The sequence below is a fragment of the Burkholderia sp. WP42 genome (assembly GCF_000745665.1).
Lineage (GTDB): Bacteria > Pseudomonadota > Gammaproteobacteria > Burkholderiales > Burkholderiaceae > Burkholderia > Burkholderia vietnamiensis.
This window is the reverse complement of sequence record NZ_JQJT01000009.1, coordinates 105,979-124,214: the sequence shown is the minus strand read 5'-3', so window position 1 is coordinate 124,214 and position 18,236 is coordinate 105,979. Positions and strand designations below refer to the sequence as shown.

Here is an 18,236-nt window from a genome sequence, read left to right as displayed (position 1 = left end):
ACACAACAGCATGACAGCCTATTCCACCCAGGGTTTTCAGCTCGACAACAGCGGACGCCGGATCGTCGTCGATCCCGTGACGCGCATCGAAGGCCACATGCGGGTCGAAGTGAACGTCGACTCGAACAACGTGATCCGCAACGCGGTGTCCACCGGCACCATGTGGCGCGGACTCGAAGTGATTCTCAAGGGCCGCGACCCGCGCGATGCGTGGGCGTTCGTCGAGCGCATCTGCGGCGTCTGCACCGGCTGCCACGCGCTGGCGTCGGTTCGCGCGGTCGAGGACGCGCTCGACATCCGGATTCCGCCGAACGCGCACCTGATCCGCGAGATCATGGCGAAGACGCTGCAGGTGCATGACCACGCGGTGCACTTCTATCATCTGCACGCGCTCGACTGGGTCGACGTCGTGTCCGCGCTGAAGGCCGACCCGAAGCTCACGTCCGAACTCCAGCAGCGCGTGTCGCCGTCGCATCCGATGTCGTCGCCGGGCTATTTCCGCGACATCCAGACGCGGCTGCGCAAGTTCGTCGAAAGCGGCCAGCTCGGCCCGTTCATGAACGGCTACTGGGGCAACCCGGCCTATCTGCTGCCGCCGGAAGCGAACCTGATGGCCGTCACGCATTACCTCGAGGCGCTCGACCTGCAGAAGGAATGGGTCAAGATCCACACGATCTTCGGCGGCAAGAACCCGCACCCGAACTACCTGGTCGGCGGCGTGCCGTGCGCGATCAACATCGACGGCGACCTCGCGGCCGGCGCGCCGATCAACATGGAGCGCCTGAACTTCGTGCGCTCGCTGATCGACCAGGCGGAGACGTTCTGCCGCAACGTCTACGTGCCCGATCTGCTCGCGATCGGCACGATCTACAAGGCGCGCGGCTGGCTGCATGGCGGCGGCCTCGCCGCCACCAACGTGATGGACTACGGCACGTATCCGCTCGTCAACTACGATCCGTCCACCAACCAGATGCCGGGCGGCGCGATCCTGAACGGCGACTGGGACAACATCCTGCCGGTCGACGCGCGCGATCCGGAGCAGGTGCAGGAGTTCGTCACCCATTCGTGGTACCAGTACCCCGACAACGACCGCGGCCTGCATCCGTGGGACGGCATGACCGAGCCGCACTACGAGCTCGGGCCGAACACGAAGGGCACGCGCACGGCGATCGAATCGGTCGACGAAAGCGCGAAGTATTCGTGGGTCAAGGCGCCGCGCTGGCGCGGCCACGCGATGGAGGTCGGGCCGCTCGCGCGCTACATCCTCGGCTATGCGCATGCGAAGCAGGGCAACCCGCACGGCGCGCGGATCAAGGAGCAGATCGACGCGGCGCTGCAGTCGGTCAACCAGGACATGCCGAAGCTCCTCGGGCTGCCCGAGACGACGCTCGGCGCGAAACAGCTGCTGCCGACCACGATCGGCCGCACGCTCGCGCGCGCACTCGAAGCGCAGTACTGCGCCGAGATGATGTCGGACGACTGGCAGCGGCTCGTCGACAACATCCGCAACGGCGACACGTCGACCGCCAACGTCGAGAAGTGGGACCCGTCGACGTGGCCGGCCGAGGCGAAGGGCGTGGGCACCGTCGCCGCGCCGCGCGGTGCGCTCGGTCACTGGATCAAGATCAAGGACGGCCGCATCGAGAACTATCAGTGCGTCGTGCCGAGCACGTGGAACGGCGGCCCGCGCGACGCGAAAGGCCAGATCGGCGCGTTCGAGGCGAGCCTGATGAACACGCCGATGGCGAACCCCGAGCAGCCGGTCGAGATTCTGCGCTCGCTGCACTCGTTCGATCCGTGCATGGCCTGCTCGACGCACGTGATGAGCGAAGACGGCGCGGAAATGACCACCGTCACGGTGCGTTGATCGTGCAGCGCCGCTGGCGATACTTCCCGCGTCGACGCACCGTCGCCTGACGCACCACCGGTAACAACAGGACGCCGTCGCGGCCGGCTTCGGCCGGCCCGCGCGGCAAGGAAGAATGATGACGATGCAAACGCAGTCGCGGCGCGGCCGCGCGCCCGATACCGTTCCGGCCGCCAAGGCGATCTACGTGTACGAAGCGCCGGTGCGCATCTGGCACTGGATGAACGCGGCGTCGATCGCAGTGCTGTCGATCACCGGCTACCTGATCGGCTCGCCGCTCGCGACGCAACCTGGCGAGGCCAGCGCCCATTTCCTGATGGGGTACATCCGGTTCGCGCATTTCGCGGCCGCATACCTGTTCGCGGTCGGCCTCGCGGGCCGCGCGTATTGGGCGCTGGTGGGCAACCACCACGCGCGCGAGATGTTCTGGGTGCCCGTGTTCACGCGCGACTACTGGCTCGACGTGTTCGGGATGCTGCGCTACTACATGTTCCTCGGTCCGTGTCCGCGGCAGTACAGCGGCCACAATCCGCTGTCGCGCTTCGCGATGTTCTTCGTGTTTCTGACGGTCTCGCTGTTCATGGTCGTGACCGGCTTCGCGCTGTACGGCGAAGGCGCGCAGGCCGGCTCCTGGCAGCAGCGCACGTTCGGCTGGATCCGGCCGCTGCTCGGCCAGTCGCAAGGCGTCCACACGTGGCACCACCTCGGGATGTGGGCGATCCTGCTGTTCGTGATCCTTCACGTGTATGCGGCGATCCGCGAGGACATCATGGGGCGCCAGAGCGTGGTCGGCTCGATGATCTCCGGCTACCGCACGTTCAAGGACTGACGCACCGATGGACACTTCCCCGCAAACCATCCCGTCGGCGCAGGACGGCGCCGCGATCGTCGCGCTCGGCATCGGCAACGTGCTGTGGGCCGACGAAGGTTTCGGCGTGCGCTGCATCGAGGCGTTGCAGCAGCGCTTCGAATGCGCGCCGAACGTCACGCTGATGGACGGCGGCACGCAGGGCCTCTATCTGATCCAGCACGTGCAGGCGGCCGACTTCCTGCTGATCTTCGATGCGGTCGACTACGGCCTCGCGCCCGGCGAGCTGAAGATCGTCGAGGACGACGAGGTGCCGAAGTTTCTCGGCGTGCGCAAGATGAGCCTGCACCAGACCGGCTTCCAGGAAGTGCTGATGCTCGCGCAACTGACCGGCAAGTATCCGCGCCGCGTGGTGCTGATCGGCTGCCAGCCGGAAGAGATCGAGGACTACGGCGGCAGCCTGCGTCCGTGCGTGAAGGCGGCGCTCGAGCGGGCGCTGGACGCGGGCGTCGCGTATCTGCGCGAGTGGGGCGGCGCGCCGCTGCCGCGGCGCACCGCGCTGCGCGACGACGAAGCCGTCACGCTGCACCATCTGGCGCTGGCTCGCTACGAAGGCGAGCGCCCGAGCGAAGCCGACGCGTGCCGCATCGGCGACGAGCGCGTGCTGGTGCGCGCGCTCGCCAAGGAGCCGCCGTCATGTGCATAGGGCTGCCGATGCAGGTCGTCGACGCGCAACCCGGCCATGCATGGTGCGTCGGCCGGGGCGTGCGACGCCGCGTCGACACCGCGCTGGTCGGGCCGTGTGCGCCCGGCGACTGGCTGCTGGTGTTTCTCGATGCGGCGCGCGAGCGGCTCGACGCCGCACGCGCGGCCGAAATCGACGCGACGCTCGCGCTGATCGAGTCGGTGATGGCGGGCGAGGGCGGCGCGGCAAGCCCGGCCGCGTTCGCGCTGCCGTCGGCACTCGGCGTGGATGAATTGACCCGGCTCGTCGGCGGCTCGCAGCGCGCGGCCGGCAGCCTTGCTGTTCCTGAGGAATCGAAATGAGCGAAACAAGCGGCTCCGTGCCCGGAGCAACGCAGGCCGAGGTGCCGAATGTGCCGAGCGCAGCGGCGGCCGGCCAGGATTGCCCGGCCGTCGTGCAGCGGCTGATCGAGCAAGCGCACGCGACCTTCGTCGACGAGCACACGCTGGACGGCTGGCTCGCCGACGGCGGCGAGTGCGTCGTGCTGCTGATGGGCGATCCGGTGCGGTTTCCCGAATCGCTCGACGTCGCGGCCGTGCTGCCGGAGCTTGCGCACGTCGCGGCGGTCCGCTTCGGCCGGGCGCTGCGGCTGGCGGTGGCGACGCGCGCCGGCGAGAACGCGATCGCGCGCCGCTTCGGCTCGCTGCGCTGGCCCGCGCTGCTGTGGCTGCGCGACGGCCAGTACGTGACGGTGCTGTCCGGCATGATGGACTGGGACGACTACGTGAAGTGCGTCGCCGACGCGCTCGCCAGCCCGACCACGCGTGCGCCGTCGATCGGCATTCCCGTCAACGTCGCCGGCGGCTCGTCCGGCTGCCACTGAATTCACGCTCGCCGACCATGCAGATGAAAACCTTTCCCGTCCCCGTCGTGCCGTTCGGTCCGGGCAGCCAGCCCGAAGGCGATGCGGTGCTCGACTACATGCCGATGCCGCAGGCGATGCACACGTTCGTCGCGCCGTCGCTGCCCGAGCGCGCCGACGCGCGTGCGCTCGACGTGGTGCGCGGCATCCTGCTCACCGTGCTCGACGCGCTCGACGCATGCCGCCGCGGCGAACAGCCCGCGCCGATCGATCTGACGGCCTGCGACGCCGATGCGCTGCGCATCCTGAACGCGGTGCTCGGCGAAGGCGAGGTCAGCGCCCGCATCGACACCGCCGACGCCGGCAGCGTGCTGATCCAGGAGACCGTGTTCGCGGGCGTGTGGCGCATTGCCGAGGACGGCCCGGCCGGCCGCGCCGAGCGCATCGAGGTCGGCGGCGCGCCGGCCGCGCTGGCCGCGGCTGCCCACGCAGCGGCCGCGCCCGAGCTGCCGGCGTCCGACGCTCACCCGAGCGGCGTGATGAACGCGCCGGCGATCCTCACCGAAGTGCGCGACCAGGTCGCCCGCTGGCGTGCCGGCGCTGCGCCGCACGTGATCAACCTGACGCTGCTGCCGCTGTCGTCCGAAGACGGCGCGTTCATCGACGCAGTGCTCGGCGGCGGGCCGGTGTCGGTGTTGTCGCGCGGCTACGGGAATTGCCGGATCGCCAGCACCGGCGTCGTCCATTGCTGGCGCATCGCGTACTTCAACTCGCAGGACACGCTGATCCTGAACACGATCGAGATCACCGATCTGCCCGAGATCGTCCAGGCAGCGCCCGAGGACATCGACGACTCGCACGAGCGTCTCGCACAATTGATCGACTGGGTCGAGGAGGCGTGACCATGAACCAGACCGCGGCGCTGTTCGAAGGCAGCTATCTCGGCGATCGCAGCCGGATCGCGGCCGATACGCGGCTCGAATGCAAGATCTGCTGGTGGATCTACGATCCGCGCCAGGGCGATCCGGTTTGGCAGATTCCGCCCGGCGTGCCGTTCGCCGCGTTGCCGGCGCACTGGCGCTGCCCGACCTGCGACGGCGATGCGGAGCAATTCATGGTGCTGAGGGACTGACGTTGACCACGCGAAGCCCGACCCGCGACGGCGATGCGTTGCGTGCGTCCCTGCCGGGCGGATCGTCCGATCCGCGCATCGGCGCGCTCGTCGCGCACTACACGACGGTCGCGGCGACCACGATGCTCGGCATGCCGGTCGTGCATCCCGGCTTGCGGGTCGAGGCCGTGGCGTTCGGGCCGTATCCTGCTGGCGGCGATGCCAGCGGCGATCTGCTCGGCATCCTCGTCACGCCGTGGTTCATGAACCTCGTGTGGCTGCCGGGCGGGAACGGCGCGGCTCACCCGTGCCCGTCGCCGGGGCAGCTGGCCGCGCGTCGCGTGGGCGCCGTCGAGTTCGACTGGATCGGCGCGCACGTGCCGCAGGCCGGCGCGCACGCGTGCTGTTCGCTGTTTTCGCCGATGTTCGACTTCAGCGATCATGCGAGCGCGGTGGCGACCGCGCGCGCGGTGCTCGCCCAGTTGCGCTCCGCGGCCGCCGACGCGCCGCGCACGAGCCGGCGCGCGTTCCTGCTGCGCCGGCCCGCGACGCGCGAGGCCGGCGCATGACGGGCGGCGCGAGCACGAGCGAAGATACGTCCGGGTTCGCCGCGCTGGCCGGGCGATACGTCGTGCGCCCGGGCCGCTCGCCGAGCATCGACGGCGGCCGGCCGCCGCTCGCCGGGCTGCTGCTCGCCGGTCAGCCGGCCGCGCTGGCCGCGCCGCGGCTGTCCGCGGTGTTCTCGCTCTGCGGGCGCGCGCATGCGCTGTGCGCCGAGCTTGCCGTGACGGCGGCCCGCGCGTATGCGAATGCGGGCGGCGCGGCTGGCGATTGCGGTGGCGAAGGCGATGGGGATCGCAATGGCGCGGGCGATGACGATGGCGCGGGCTGTGGCAACGGCGAAGGCGATGGCAAAGGCAACGTCGATCGCAACGGCGCGGGCGATGACCATGACGCGGGCCGTGGTGAAGGCGAGCGCGACGGCGAAGACGCACGCTCGGCCACGCTCGCGCGCGAGACGATCGCCGAGCATCTGCGCCGGATCTGGCTCGACTGGCCCGCGCGCCTCGTCGGCGGTGTGCCGTGCGCGCTGCCCGACGTACGGGCGGCCGGCACGCGCGAATGGATCGAACGTCACGTGCTCGGCGAACCGGCCGACGGCTGGCTCGCCCGCTGGGATCAAGATCCGCGCGCCTGTCTGGCCGCATGGACGGCGCGCGCGACGAGCTTCCCGGCGTCGCTGCTGCTGCACTGCCGCACGGTCGCCGACGCGCTGCGGATGCCGCCCCGCGCGCTGCGTATCGATGGCGCGGACCGCGCGCGGCTGCGCCGGATCGGCGCGGCGATCGCGGGCGACCCGCGCTTCGCGCAGCGGCCCGAACAGGACGGCGCGCCGGCCGAAACCGGCGTCTGGACCCGCTGCGGTGATCCGCACGCAGCCGCTTACGACAGCGCATGGCTGCGGCTCGGCGCGCGTGTCGCGGAGCTCGCGCGGCTCGCAGCCGGCGGTCCGGCCGCGTTCGCGCTGCGATCGGGCGCGCTGGCGCTCGCGCCCGGCGAGGCGCTGGCATGGTGCGAGACGGCGCGCGGCGTGCTGATCCACTGGGTCCGCCTCGTGCCCGGCGACGCCGCGCGCGTCGCCGACTACCGCGTGGTGTCGCCGACGGAGTGGAATTTTCATCCGGACAGCACGCTCGCGCACGCGCTCGCACGCGTCGATGTGCGGCCGGACGGCGGCGGCGATGCCGCGCTCGCGGCGCGCGTCGGCGCATTGATGGGCGCGTTCGATCCGTGCATCGCCTATGCTCTCGAAACCGCCGCGCCGGTTCGGCGCGACGATGATCATACGAATGGAAACCGATCGACATGCATGAAGTGAGTCTGGCGGGCGGCGTGCTCGCGGCGGTCGAGGCAGCCGCCGCGCGCGAGCGTTTCGCGCGCGTCAACGTGCTGCGGCTCGAAGTGGGTCGGCTCGCGGGCGTCGAGGTCGACGCGCTGCGCTTCGCGCTCGACGCGATGGCGCCCGGCACCTGCCTGGCCGGCGCGCGCATCGAGATCGCGGAGCCGCCGGGCCGCGCGTGGTGCCTGAACTGTCATTGCGACGTGCCGCTGGCCGCGCGCGGCGAGCCGTGCGGCCGCTGCGGCGGCTACTGGCTGCAGCCGAACGGCGGCACGGAATTGCGCATCGTCGACATGCTCGTCGACGATGCCTGAAATCAACCGAATTGCGGAAGGAGAACGACATGTGCGTGGTATGCGGCTGCGACAGCCCCGACGGGGCGCACCGGGATCGGCACGATGCGCATCACGCGCACCACGACGCTCACGCGCACGTGCGCGCCGATGCGGCGAGCGGTGACCTGCATTACGGCCTCGGGCCGGCCGGCGTCACGGTGCATGGCCTGGATCAGGGGCGCACGGTGCGCATCGAGCAGGACGTGCTCGGCGAGAACGATCGCCATGCGGCGCACAACCGGCGGCATTTCGCGGCGCACGGCGTACGCGCGCTGAATCTCGTGTCGAGCCCCGGCTCGGGCAAGACGACGCTGCTGTGCGCGACGATCGCCGCGCTGCGCGCGCGCGCGCCGGCGTTGCCGATCGCCGTGATCGAAGGCGACCAGCAAACCGCGAACGACGCCGAGCGCATTCGCGCGGCCGGCGCGCCGGCGATCCAGGTCAACACCGGCAAGGGATGCCATCTCGATGCGGCGATGGTCGCGGCGGCCTATGAACGGCTGCCGCTGCACGCGCATGGTCATGATCACGGCCACGCGCATGGCCACGGCCACGAACATCACCACCACGATCACGATCATCACCACCCGCACGACGCGCACGCTTCGTCCGAGCGCCGCGGCGCGGCGCAGCAGCCCGACAGCGTGCTGTTCATCGAGAACGTCGGCAATCTGGTGTGCCCGGCGTTGTGGGATCTCGGCGAGGACGCGAAGGTCGCGATCCTGTCGGTGACCGAAGGCGAGGACAAGCCGCTCAAGTACCCGGACATGTTCGCCGCCGCGCGGCTGATGATCGTCAACAAGACCGACCTGCTGCCGTACGTGCAGTTCGACGTCGAGCGCTGCATCGAATACGCGCGCCGCATCAATCCGGCGCTCGACGTGATCTGCGTGTCGGCGACCACCGGCGACGGGATCGACGCGTGGCTCGACTGGGTTCTGCGCACGGGCGACGCGCGCGATCCGCTGGCCGCGCGAATCGGCGAGCTGGAGGCCGAGCTGGCGGCGCTGCGCGCGCAGCAGCGTCGCGCCGGAGACGCGGCATGACGCTGCGGCGCGAACGCCTGCCGCGCGCGTGGGGCGCCGACACCGTGCTCGCGACCGGCGCGTGGCTGAAGAATGCCGCGTGCGTGTACGTCGACGGCGACGTGTACTGGTCGCCGCTGCACGGCGATCTCGACGATCCGCGCCATTGCGTCGCGCTCGAGGCCTCCGTCGCGTCGCTCGTCGATGCGGCCCGGCAAGCCGGTCGGCCGGTGCGCGCGATCGCACATGACCTGCATCCGGATTTCCACAGCTCGCGGCTGGCCGTCGAATGGAGCGAGCGCCTCGGCGTGCCCGCGATCGCGGTGCAGCATCACCATGCGCACATCGGCGCGGTCGCGGCCGAGCACGGGCTCGCGGAGCCGGTCGTCGGCCTCGCGCTCGACGGCGTCGGGCTCGGCACCGACGGCGCCGCCTGGGGCGGCGAACTGCTCGAGGTCGCGCCGGACGGCTGGCGGCGGCTCGGGCATCTGACGCCGCTCGCGCTGCCCGGCGGCGACGTCGCGGCCCGCGAGCCGTGGCGCATGGCCGCGGCGGCGCTGCACACGCTCGACCGCGCGGACGAGATCGAAGCGCGGCTCGGCGGCGACGTCGGCACGCGCGCGGCGCGCACGATCGGCACGATGCTGGCGCGCGGCCTGAACTGTCCGCCGAGCACGGGTGCGGGCCGGTGGTTCGACGCGGCCGCCGGCTTGCTCGGCATCTGCCGCCATCAGCGCACCGAGGCGGAGGCCGCCATCGCGCTCGAACGACACGCCGCCGACTATCTGCGCGACCATCCCGAGCCCGATACGGACGGACTGTGGCGCATCGCGGACGACGGCGAGCTCGACCTGCGCCCGCTGCTGGTTCGCGTGCTCGAACTGGCCGATGCCGGCGCGAGCGCGCAGGGCGCCGCGCTGTTTCATCTCGCGCTCGCCGACGCGCTCGCCGCGTGGGCCGCCGCGGCCGCGCACGGACGTGCCGTGCTGCTCGGCGGCGGGTGCTTCGCCAACCGGCTGCTGTCGGCGCGCTTGCGCGCCGCGCTCGACGCGCGCGGCGTGCGCAGCTGCGCGCCGTCGTCGGTGCCATGCGGCGACGCCGGCCTGGCGTTGGGCCAGGCATGGGTCGCCGCGCATACATTGACGTCGGGCGCCGTGCGCGCGACGTCCGAAGGAGTTTCGACATGTGTCTAGCCATTCCCGCACGCGTCGTCGAGCTGCGCGACGCCGACATGGGCGTCGTCGACCTCGGCGGCGTGCGCAAGACGATCTCGCTCGCGCTCGTCCCCGACGCGCGGCTGGGCGAATACGTGATCGTGCACGTGGGCTACGCGCTCGGCAGGATCGATCCGGACGAGGCCGAGCGTACGCTCGCGCTGTTCGGCGAATTGGCGCACGCGGCCGGCGACGGCGACGTGCATCCGAGCGGAGCGCCGCAATGAAGTACATCGACGAATTCCGCGACCGCGCGCTCGCCGAACGCATTTCCGCGCGCATTCAGGCGGAGGCGCAGCCCGGCACGCGCTATCACTTCATGGAATTCTGCGGCGGTCACACGCATGCGATTTCCCGCTACGGCGTGACCGACCTGCTGCCCGACAACGTGCGGATGATCCACGGCCCCGGCTGCCCCGTCTGCGTGCTGCCGGTCGGACGCATCGATCTCGCGGTGCAGCTCGCGCTGGAGCGCGGCGTGATCGTCTGCACCTATGGCGACACGATGCGCGTGCCGGCCTCCGGCGGGATGTCGCTGATGCGCGCGAAGGCGCACGGCGCCGACATCCGGATGGTTTATTCGCCGCTCGACGCGCTGAAGATCGCGCGCCTGAATCCCGACCGCGAGGTCGTGTTCTTCGCGATCGGCTTCGAGACCACCACGCCGCCCACCGCGCTGATCGTGCGCGACGCGGCCGCTGCCGGCGTCGACAATTTCAGCGTGCTGTGCTGCCACGTGCTGACGCCCGCCGCGATCACGCATCTGCTCGCGGCGCCGGCCGTGGCGGCCGACGCCGTGCCGCTCGACGGCTTCATCGGCCCCGCGCACGTCAGCATCGTGATCGGCTCGGCGCCCTACGAGGGCTTCGCGCGCGACTATCGGAAGCCGGTCGTGATCGCGGGCTTCGAGCCGCTCGACGTGATGCAGGCGATCCTGATGCTGATCCGCCAGGTCAACGACGGCCGCGCCGAGGTCGAGAACGAATTTTCGCGGGCGGTCACGCGTGCCGGCAACGCCGCCGCGCAGGCGCTGATGGACGACGTGTTCGAGGCTCGCGAGAGCTTCGAGTGGCGCGGCCTGGGCGAGGTGCCGGCCAGCGCGCTGCGGATCCGCGCGAAATACGCGCGCCACGACGCCGAAGCGCGTTACGGGCTGGTCTACCGGCCCGTCGCCGACCACCGCAAATGCGAGTGCGGCGCGATCCTGCGCGGCCTCAAGCAGCCGCGCGACTGCTCGCTGTTCGGCACCGTGTGCACGCCCGAGAATCCGATGGGTTCGTGCATGGTGTCGAGCGAGGGCGCGTGCGCCGCGCATTACTCGTATGGCCGTTTCAAGGACATTCCGCTGGTACCCGCATGAGCTCGACACCGACCCCTCGCACCAAGCCCGCGTACGTGCGGCCCCTCAATTTCCGCGACGGCCGGATCGACATGGGTCATGGCGCGGGCGGCCGCGCGTCGGCGCAGCTGATCCGCGAACTGTTCGTCGCCGCCTTCGACAACGAATGGCTGCGGCAAGGCAACGATCAGGCCGCGTTCGCGCCGCCTGCGACGGCGCCCGGCGAGCGCGTGGTGATGGCCACCGACGCGCACGTCGTGTCGCCGCTGTTCTTTCCGGGCGGCGACATCGGCAGCCTGGCCGTGCACGGCACGGTCAACGACGTCGCGATGTCCGGCGCGCGGCCGCTGTACCTGGCCGCCAGCTTCATCATCGAGGAAGGCTTCGCGCTGGCGGACCTGAAGCGCATCGTCGAATCGATGGCGAACGCGTCGCGCGAGTGCGGCGTGCCGATCGTCACCGGCGACACCAAGGTCGTCGAGCGCGGCAAGGGCGACGGCGTGTTCATCACGACCACGGGCGTCGGCGTCGTGCCGGCGGGCATCCGGATCGACGGCGCGCTCGCGCGCCCGGGCGATGCGGTGCTGCTGTCGGGCACCATCGGCGAACACGGCGTCGCGATCATGTCGACGCGCGAGGCGCTCGAGTTCGACGTCGAGATCAGCTCCGACAGCGCCGCGCTGCACACGCTGGTCGCGAGCATGCTGGCGGCCGTGCCGGGCGTGCGCGTGCTGCGCGACCCGACGCGCGGCGGGCTGGCGACCACGCTCAACGAGATCGCGAGCCAGTCGGGCGTCGGCATGCTGATCCGCGAGGACGCGATTCCGGTGCTGCCGCAGGTAGACGCGGCATGCGAGCTGCTCGGCCTCGATCCGCTTTATGTGGCCAACGAAGGCAAGCTCGTCGCCGTCTGCGCGGCCGAGGACGCGCCCGCGCTGCTGGCCGCGATGCGTGCGCATCCGCTCGGCGCGCACGCCGTGCAGATCGGCGAGGTGACCGAGGACGCGCACGGTTTCGTGCAGGTCGAGACGAAGTTCGGCGGACGGCGGATCGCCGACTGGCTGTCGGGCGAACAGCTGCCGCGCATTTGCTGACGCCGCGGAACGGCGAGGATCGTCCGACGCGGGTATCATGCGCGTTGTCAGGCCGCCTGCTGCCGCATTCCGCGTGCGGCGGGCCTGAATCGGCCGGATCTGCACGGCCTCGATCGACCCATGAGCTCGCCTTTACCCGTCCATCCCAGCACCGACCCCGAACCCGATCCGGCGCCGCTGCGCAGGCCCCCCACCGTGCTGGTCGTCGACGACGAGCTGCGCGCGCAGGAAACCATTCGCCGCGTGCTGGACGAGGAGTTCGAGGTGCTCACCGCGAGTTCCGCCGACGAGGCGCGGGCGATCCTGCAACAGCAGCCGGTCGCCGTGATCCTCTGCGATCAGCGGATGCCGGGGCGCACGGGCGTCGAGTTCCTGTCCGAAGTGCGCGAGACGTGGCCCGACACCGTGCGGATCATCGTGTCCGGCTACACGGATTCGGAGGACATCGTCGCGGGCATCAACCAGGCCGGCATCCACCGCTTCGTGCTGAAGCCGTGGATGCCCGACCATCTGCTCCACACGGTGCGCCAGGCCGCGGAGGCGCAGTCGCTGCAGCAGGACATGCATCGGCTCGACCTCGAGTTGCGCAACAGCGTCCCGCTGCTGCGGCAGCGCAGCCACGAGAAGCTCGCGCAGGTGCAGAACACGCTCGGCTTCGATGCGATCGTGCGCGCGCCGGGCAGCCCGCTCGATCCGATCTGCAAGCTCGCGTCGAAGCTCGCGCGCTACGACCTGTCGATCCTGATCCTCGGCGAGTCCGGCACCGGCAAGGAGATGCTCGCGCGCGCGATCCACTACGCGAGCCCGCGCGCGGCCGGCCCGTTCGTCGTCGAGAACTGCGCGGCCGTGGCCGACACGCTGCTCGAATCGGAGCTGTTCGGCCACAAGCGCGGCGCCTTCACCGGCGCGGTTCACGACCACGCGGGGCTATTCCAGCGCGCGAACGGCGGCACCATCTTCCTGGACGAGATCGGCGACACGTCGCTCGCCTTCCAGGTCAGGCTGCTGCGCGTGCTGCAGGAAGGCGAGGTGCGGCCGGTCGGCGCGACGCGCGCGGTGCCGGTCGACGTCCGCGTGATCGCCGCGACGCATCGCGACCTCGAGCGCGAAGTCGAGGCCGGGCGTTTCCGCGAGGATCTTTACTACCGGATCGCGACGGCCACGCTGGCGCTGCCGCCGCTGCGCGAGCGCAGCGGCGATCTGGTGCCGATCGCGCACCGGCTGCTGCAGGCCATCGCCGAGCACGAGTCGCGCCCGGCCGGGCTGGACTTCGCCCGCGATGCGCTGGCGGTGCTGCTCGGCTATGCGTGGCCGGGCAACATTCGCGAGCTGCGCAACGAGATCTACCGCGCGGTCGCGCTGAGCGACGACGACCTGATCCGCGCCGACGCGTTTTCGCCGAAGGTGCTGCGCGGGCAGTCGGGGCCGGCCGCACGCGGGCCGGAAGCGCAGATTGCGTCGGCCGGCACGTTGCAGGAGCGGCTCGATGCGATGGAAACGATGTTGATCAAGGAGGCGCTGTTGCGGCACCGGTGGAACAAGACGCGCGCCGCGTCCGAGCTGGGCCTGTCGCGCGCCGGGCTGCGCCAGAAAATGCAGCGATTCGGTCTGGAGAAGAAATGAGCGTCGATACCCGCGCGCCCGACGGCACCGGCGCGTTCAACGTGTTGTGGCTGCAGTCGGGCGGCTGCGGCGGCTGCAACATGTCGCTGCTGTGCGCCGACACGCCGGACTTCTCCGGCATGCTGTCGCGCGCCGGCATTCGGCTGCTGTGGCATCCGTCGCTGTCGCTCGAAACAGGCGCGGACGCCCGCGACGTGCTGCAGGCGTGCCTCGACGGTACCGTCGAGCTGCATGCGCTGTGCGTCGAAGGCGCGATGCTGCGCGGCCCGAACGGCACGGGGCGTTTTCACGTGCTGGCCGGCACCGGGGTGCCGATGATCGACTGGGTCGCCCGGCTCGCGAGCGTTGCGCATTACACGGTGGCGATCGGCACCTGCGCCGCTTACGGCGGCATCACTGCGGCCGGCGCGAATCCGGCCGATGCCTGCGGGCTCCAGTACGACGGCGATCAGCCGGGCGGGCTGCTGGGCGTGGCGTACCGGTCGCGCAGCGGCTTTCCGGTCGTCAACGTGGCCGGTTGCCCGACGCATCCGGATTGGGTCGTCGAGACGCTGAGCGCGCTGTCGATGTCGCTGCTCGATCCGGCTGCGCTCGATACGCTCGGCCGGCCGCGCTTCTATGCCGACCAGCTCGTCCATCACGGTTGCACGCGCAACGAGTTCTACGAGTACAAGGCGAGCGCCGTGCGTCCGTCCGATCTCGGCTGCATGATGGAGCACATGGGCTGCAAGGGCACGCAGGCGCATGCCGACTGCAACACGCGCCTGTGGAACGGCGACGGCTCGTGCACGCGCGGCGGGTATGCGTGCATCAACTGCACGGAGCCGGGCTTCGAGGAGCCTGGCCACGCGTTCCACCGCACGCCGAACGTCGCGGGCATCCCGATCGGCTTGCCGAGCGACATGCCGAAGGCGTGGTTCGTCGCGCTCGCGTCGTTGTCGAAGGCCGCGACGCCGAAGCGCGTGCGCGAAAACGCGACGGCCGATCATCTGAAAGTCGCGCCCGCGGTCCGTTCGCGGCCCCGTAATAAATAGGTGTCTTGATGTCTCGACTCGTGATCGGTCCGTTCAATCGCGTCGAAGGCGACCTCGAGGTGCGCATCGAGGTCGTCGACGGCCGGGTCAGCGACGCGCACGTGAACGCCACGATGTTTCGCGGCTTCGAGCAGATCCTGCTCGATCGCGATCCGCTCGATGCGCTCGTCTACGTGCCGCGCATCTGCGGCATCTGCTCGGTGTCGCAGGGCGTGGCGGCCGCGCGCGCGCTGGCCGACCTGGCCGGCGTGACGCCCGCGCCGAACGGCCAGATCGCGACGAACCTGATGCTCGCCGCCGAGAACCTCGCCGATCACCTCAGTCACTTCTATCTGTTCTTCATGCCGGATTTCGTGCGGCCGGTCTATGCGGCGCGCGCGTGGCACGCCGAAGCGGTGTCGCGCTTCACGCCTTATCAGGGCGAACGGCACCGCGCCTCGCTTGCCGCGCGGCAACGCTGGCTGCGCCTGATGGGCACGCTCGGCGGCAAGTGGCCGCACACCGGGTCGATCCAGCCCGGCGGCAGCGCGCGCGCGATCGACAACGCGGAGCGGATCCGCCTGCTCGGGTTCATCGGCGAATTCCGGCAGTTTCTCGAAGAGGTGCTGTTCGACGCGCCACTCGAGGAGATCGCGCAGCTCGACAGCGAAGCCGCGCTCGCCGCCTGGCGCGCGCGCGGCGAACGGCGTGGCGATTTGCGGTTCTTCCTGACGCTCGCCGGCGATCTCGGCCTCGACCGCCTCGGCGCCGGCCCCGGCCTGTACCTGTCGTACGGCGCGTATCCGCAACCGGACGGCGCTCATGCGTTCCGCGGCGGCGTCTGGGACGCGCAGCGCAAGCAGGCCGATGCGCTCGATCTCGACGCGATCACGGAAGACGCGACGCATGCATGGCTGGACGACGCGGGCGGCGCGCGGCATCCGTTCGCGGGGCTCACCGAGCCGCGCGCGGACAAGGCGGGCGCTTACACCTGGAACAAGGCGCCGCGGCTGAACGGCGCGGTGCTGGAAACCGGTGCGATCGCGCGGCAACTGGCGGATGGTCACCCGTTGATCGCTGACGCCGTCGCGCGTTGCGGCGGCTCGGTGTACACGCGCGTGCTGGCGCGATTGCTGGAGCTGGCCCGCGTCGTGCCGATGATGGAGCAGTGGGTGCGCGCACTCGCGCCCGGCATGCCGTATTGCGCGGCCTTCGCGCTGCCGGACGAGGGCCGCGCGGTCGGGCTCAACGAGGCCGCGCGCGGCAGTCTCGGCCATTGGCTGGCGGTGAAGGACGGCAGGATCGCGAATTATCAGATCATTGCGCCGACGTCGTGGAATTTCTCGCCGCGCGATGCCGGCGGCCGTCCGGGCGCGCTCGAAGCCGCGCTGATCGGCGCCCCGGTCGAGCCGGGCGAGACGACGCCCGTGGCGGTCCAGCACATCGTGCGGTCCTTCGACCCGTGCATGGTCTGCACGGTGCATTGAGCCGGCCGCCACGGTCGGCCGAACCCGGATTACGAACAGCGTACTGACAGCGTCATGGCGAGCAATCGATCGAACCCACCCAAACCGGCGGCGAAGCGCCGCGCGGCGCCCGGCGCGGATGCGCTGAGCCACGCCGCCGCGGGGCCGGACGCCGGGCCCGATGCCGAAGGTCTCGACGACGCAGCCTGGCTCGAAGTGATCCACAAGATGGACGAGGTCTACTCGCAGCTCGTGCAGGACGAGATTGCGCTCGAGGAGAAGAACGCGCAGCTCGAGCAATCGCAGCAGTTCATTCTCGGGCTGCTGTCGTCGATGTCGGACGTGCTGGCCGCGTGCAACGCGCGCGGCGAGGTCGAGGAAACCAATGCCGCGATGTGCGAACTGCTCGGGCAGCCGGACAGCGTGCTGCGCGGATCGCGTTTCGAGAGCTGGCTCGCCGACGACGCGAGCGTCACCGCGCTGCGCGCCGTCACGGCGTCGGGCACGCCGGCGCAGGGCACGGTGGTCGAACTGAACATGCGCGATCGGCAAGGCGCGGCCGTGCCGGTCGACTTCAGCTGTACGCCGCGTGGCGGGCCGCGCGGCCGCAGGCTCGGCTACCTGCTGGTAGGCCGCCCGACGGGCGAGCTCAAACGCGCGTATCGGCAGCTGCGCGAAGCGCACGACGCGCTCAAGCACGCGCAACAGCAACTGCTTCACTCGGAGAAAATGGCGGCGCTCGGGCGTCTGGTCGCCGGCGTCGCGCACGAGCTGAACAACCCGATCAGCTTCGTGCTCGGCAACGTGCATGTGCTGAAGCGGTATGGCGAGCGCCTGACGCGCTTCATCGATGCGACGGCGCAGCCGCTATCGGCCGCCGAGCGCACCCGGCTGCGCACCGAACTGCGGATCGATCCGATCCTGGCCGACTTGCCGTCGCTGGTCGACGGAATGGTCGAAGGCGCGCAGCGCACGGCGGACATCGTCAGCGCGTTGCGCAGGTTCTCCGCGGTCGATCGCGAGGAGCTCGGCGCGGTCGACATCAACGAGGTCGTGACGCGCGCGATTCACTGGATCAGGAAAGGCGCGGGGCCGGATTTCGACGTTCACTGGTCGCCCGGCGAGCCGCAACTCGTGCACGGCAGCGCGGGGCAATTGCTGCAGGTGATGATGAACCTGATCCAGAACGCGTGCGACGCCGCGTCGAGCGCGCATCGAGGCACGCCGGAGATCTGGATCGACGCGACCCACCGTGACGGCCAGGTGATCGTCACGGTGCGCGACAACGGCACGGGCATCATGGACGAGCATCTGCCGCACGTGTTCGAGCCGTTCTTCACGACCAAGCCGCAGGGGCGCGGAACGGGGCTCGGGTTGTCGATCAGCTACGGCATCGTCGATCGTCACGGCGGAACGCTGACGGCCGGCAATGCGGAGCAGGGCGGCGCGATCTTCACGCTGGCGTTGCCGCAGAGTTGAAGCGGCGTCGGGCGGGGCTCGGCAAGTCAGACGCCAACGAGCGATTTTGGAAACACCGAGGCGAAGACCAACGCCCGTCTCGCTGCAAGAAAATACCGGCCATCGCGACGGCAAGATTATCGCCACATCGAGACGCGACAAACCGCTCGTGGAATCGTATCTCCGTATCGAATCGGGAAACCCCGCGACGTAATCGAATACCTCCGCGGCGGCTGATACTGGATTCGGATAAATGATCCGCATTGCGCGTTCTTCGGCGCGCTCGAAATGCCCGCGACTACATCGCCGGTTGCGCCAGACGCATCAGTGTCAGGAACGAGGCCCGCGGTTCGACGCAACGGTGCGCCCGGCGGCGGCATGCGCACGCATAACGCGTCGAGACGCGCGCCCGAATGGACACCGGCTATCCGGTTCA

General features: G+C 70.4%; 19 protein-coding genes. All 19 read left to right on the top strand.

Features of this window, described 5'->3' with window-relative positions; all coding sequences use genetic code 11:
* Positions 1-10: 10 nt before the first annotated feature.
* The 19 genes from EX20_RS04575 to EX20_RS04485 all read left to right on the top strand — a co-directional run bounded on the left by EX20_RS04575 (position 11) and on the right by EX20_RS04485 (position 17,821).
* On the top strand, positions 11-1,867 hold the full coding sequence (locus EX20_RS04575) for a nickel-dependent hydrogenase large subunit (protein ID WP_011880063.1): 1,857 nt from the start codon (positions 11-13) through the stop codon (positions 1,865-1,867).
* 118 nt (positions 1,868-1,985) lie between these two features.
* Positions 1,986-2,696, top strand: coding sequence for a Ni/Fe-hydrogenase, b-type cytochrome subunit (cybH, locus tag EX20_RS04570; RefSeq protein ID WP_011880064.1), 711 nt, complete (start codon positions 1,986-1,988; stop codon positions 2,694-2,696).
* A 7-nt stretch (positions 2,697-2,703) separates the two neighbouring features.
* A complete protein-coding gene (locus tag EX20_RS04565) occupies positions 2,704-3,381 on the top strand; it encodes a HyaD/HybD family hydrogenase maturation endopeptidase (RefSeq protein WP_014725812.1) in 678 nt (225 codons plus the stop codon).
* Positions 3,372-3,722, top strand: a complete 351-nt coding sequence (locus EX20_RS04560) for a HypC/HybG/HupF family hydrogenase formation chaperone (protein ID WP_034192774.1) — start codon at positions 3,372-3,374, stop codon at positions 3,720-3,722. Before EX20_RS04565 ends, EX20_RS04560 begins: the two co-directional genes overlap by 10 nt.
* Positions 3,719-4,243 (top strand): thioredoxin domain-containing protein, encoded by a 525-nt coding sequence (locus EX20_RS04555; RefSeq protein WP_014725813.1) that lies wholly within the window; start codon positions 3,719-3,721, stop codon positions 4,241-4,243. Before EX20_RS04560 ends, EX20_RS04555 begins: the two co-directional genes overlap by 4 nt.
* Before the next feature lie 17 nt (positions 4,244-4,260).
* The gene (locus EX20_RS04550) at positions 4,261-5,124 is read left to right on the top strand and encodes a hydrogenase expression/formation protein (RefSeq protein WP_014725814.1); all 864 of its coding nucleotides are present in this window, start codon (positions 4,261-4,263) and stop codon (positions 5,122-5,124) included.
* Positions 5,125-5,126: 2 nt separating this feature from the next.
* Positions 5,127-5,354: a rubredoxin gene (locus EX20_RS04545; RefSeq protein WP_011880069.1), complete on the top strand. Its 228-nt coding sequence runs from the start codon at positions 5,127-5,129 to the stop codon at positions 5,352-5,354.
* Positions 5,355-5,356: 2 nt separating this feature from the next.
* Positions 5,357-5,902 carry a [NiFe]-hydrogenase assembly chaperone HybE gene (gene hybE, locus EX20_RS04540; RefSeq protein ID WP_014725815.1) on the top strand — a complete coding sequence of 182 codons (546 nt, stop codon included), beginning with the start codon at positions 5,357-5,359 and terminating at the stop codon, positions 5,900-5,902.
* Positions 5,899-7,212, top strand: a complete 1,314-nt coding sequence (locus EX20_RS04535) for a hydrogenase maturation factor HoxV/HupK (RefSeq protein WP_034192773.1) — start codon at positions 5,899-5,901, stop codon at positions 7,210-7,212. Before hybE ends, EX20_RS04535 begins: the two co-directional genes overlap by 4 nt.
* Positions 7,200-7,547 (top strand): hydrogenase maturation nickel metallochaperone HypA/HybF, encoded by a 348-nt coding sequence (locus EX20_RS04530; RefSeq protein WP_011880072.1) that lies wholly within the window; start codon positions 7,200-7,202, stop codon positions 7,545-7,547. The genes EX20_RS04535 and EX20_RS04530 overlap by 13 nt, the downstream gene beginning before the upstream one ends.
* A gap of 29 nt (positions 7,548-7,576) precedes the next feature.
* Positions 7,577-8,614, top strand: a complete 1,038-nt coding sequence (hypB, locus tag EX20_RS04525) for a hydrogenase nickel incorporation protein HypB (protein WP_034192772.1) — start codon at positions 7,577-7,579, stop codon at positions 8,612-8,614.
* Positions 8,611-9,786, top strand: a complete 1,176-nt coding sequence (locus EX20_RS04520) for a Kae1-like domain-containing protein (RefSeq protein WP_034192771.1) — start codon at positions 8,611-8,613, stop codon at positions 9,784-9,786. The genes hypB and EX20_RS04520 overlap by 4 nt, the downstream gene beginning before the upstream one ends.
* On the top strand, positions 9,777-10,034 hold the full coding sequence (locus tag EX20_RS04515) for a HypC/HybG/HupF family hydrogenase formation chaperone (RefSeq protein ID WP_011880075.1): 258 nt from the start codon (positions 9,777-9,779) through the stop codon (positions 10,032-10,034). The genes EX20_RS04520 and EX20_RS04515 overlap by 10 nt, the downstream gene beginning before the upstream one ends.
* Positions 10,031-11,167, top strand: coding sequence for a hydrogenase formation protein HypD (gene hypD, locus EX20_RS04510; protein ID WP_011880076.1), 1,137 nt, complete (start codon positions 10,031-10,033; stop codon positions 11,165-11,167). Before EX20_RS04515 ends, hypD begins: the two co-directional genes overlap by 4 nt.
* Positions 11,164-12,240 carry a hydrogenase expression/formation protein HypE gene (gene hypE / locus EX20_RS04505; RefSeq protein ID WP_011880077.1) on the top strand — a complete coding sequence of 359 codons (1,077 nt, stop codon included), beginning with the start codon at positions 11,164-11,166 and terminating at the stop codon, positions 12,238-12,240. The genes hypD and hypE overlap by 4 nt, the downstream gene beginning before the upstream one ends.
* A 120-nt stretch (positions 12,241-12,360) precedes the next feature.
* A complete protein-coding gene (locus EX20_RS04500) occupies positions 12,361-13,863 on the top strand; it encodes a sigma-54-dependent transcriptional regulator (protein ID WP_045579647.1) in 1,503 nt (500 codons plus the stop codon).
* A complete protein-coding gene (locus tag EX20_RS04495; protein WP_051974379.1) occupies positions 13,860-14,897 on the top strand; it encodes an NADH-quinone oxidoreductase subunit B family protein in 1,038 nt (345 codons plus the stop codon). The genes EX20_RS04500 and EX20_RS04495 overlap by 4 nt, the downstream gene beginning before the upstream one ends.
* An 8-nt stretch (positions 14,898-14,905) precedes the next feature.
* Positions 14,906-16,363 (top strand): nickel-dependent hydrogenase large subunit, encoded by a 1,458-nt coding sequence (locus EX20_RS04490; RefSeq protein ID WP_034192770.1) that lies wholly within the window; start codon positions 14,906-14,908, stop codon positions 16,361-16,363.
* A gap of 54 nt (positions 16,364-16,417) precedes the next feature.
* Positions 16,418-17,821 carry a PAS domain-containing sensor histidine kinase gene (locus EX20_RS04485; RefSeq protein ID WP_034192769.1) on the top strand — a complete coding sequence of 468 codons (1,404 nt, stop codon included), beginning with the start codon at positions 16,418-16,420 and terminating at the stop codon, positions 17,819-17,821.
* Positions 17,822-18,236: the final 415 nt, after the last annotated feature.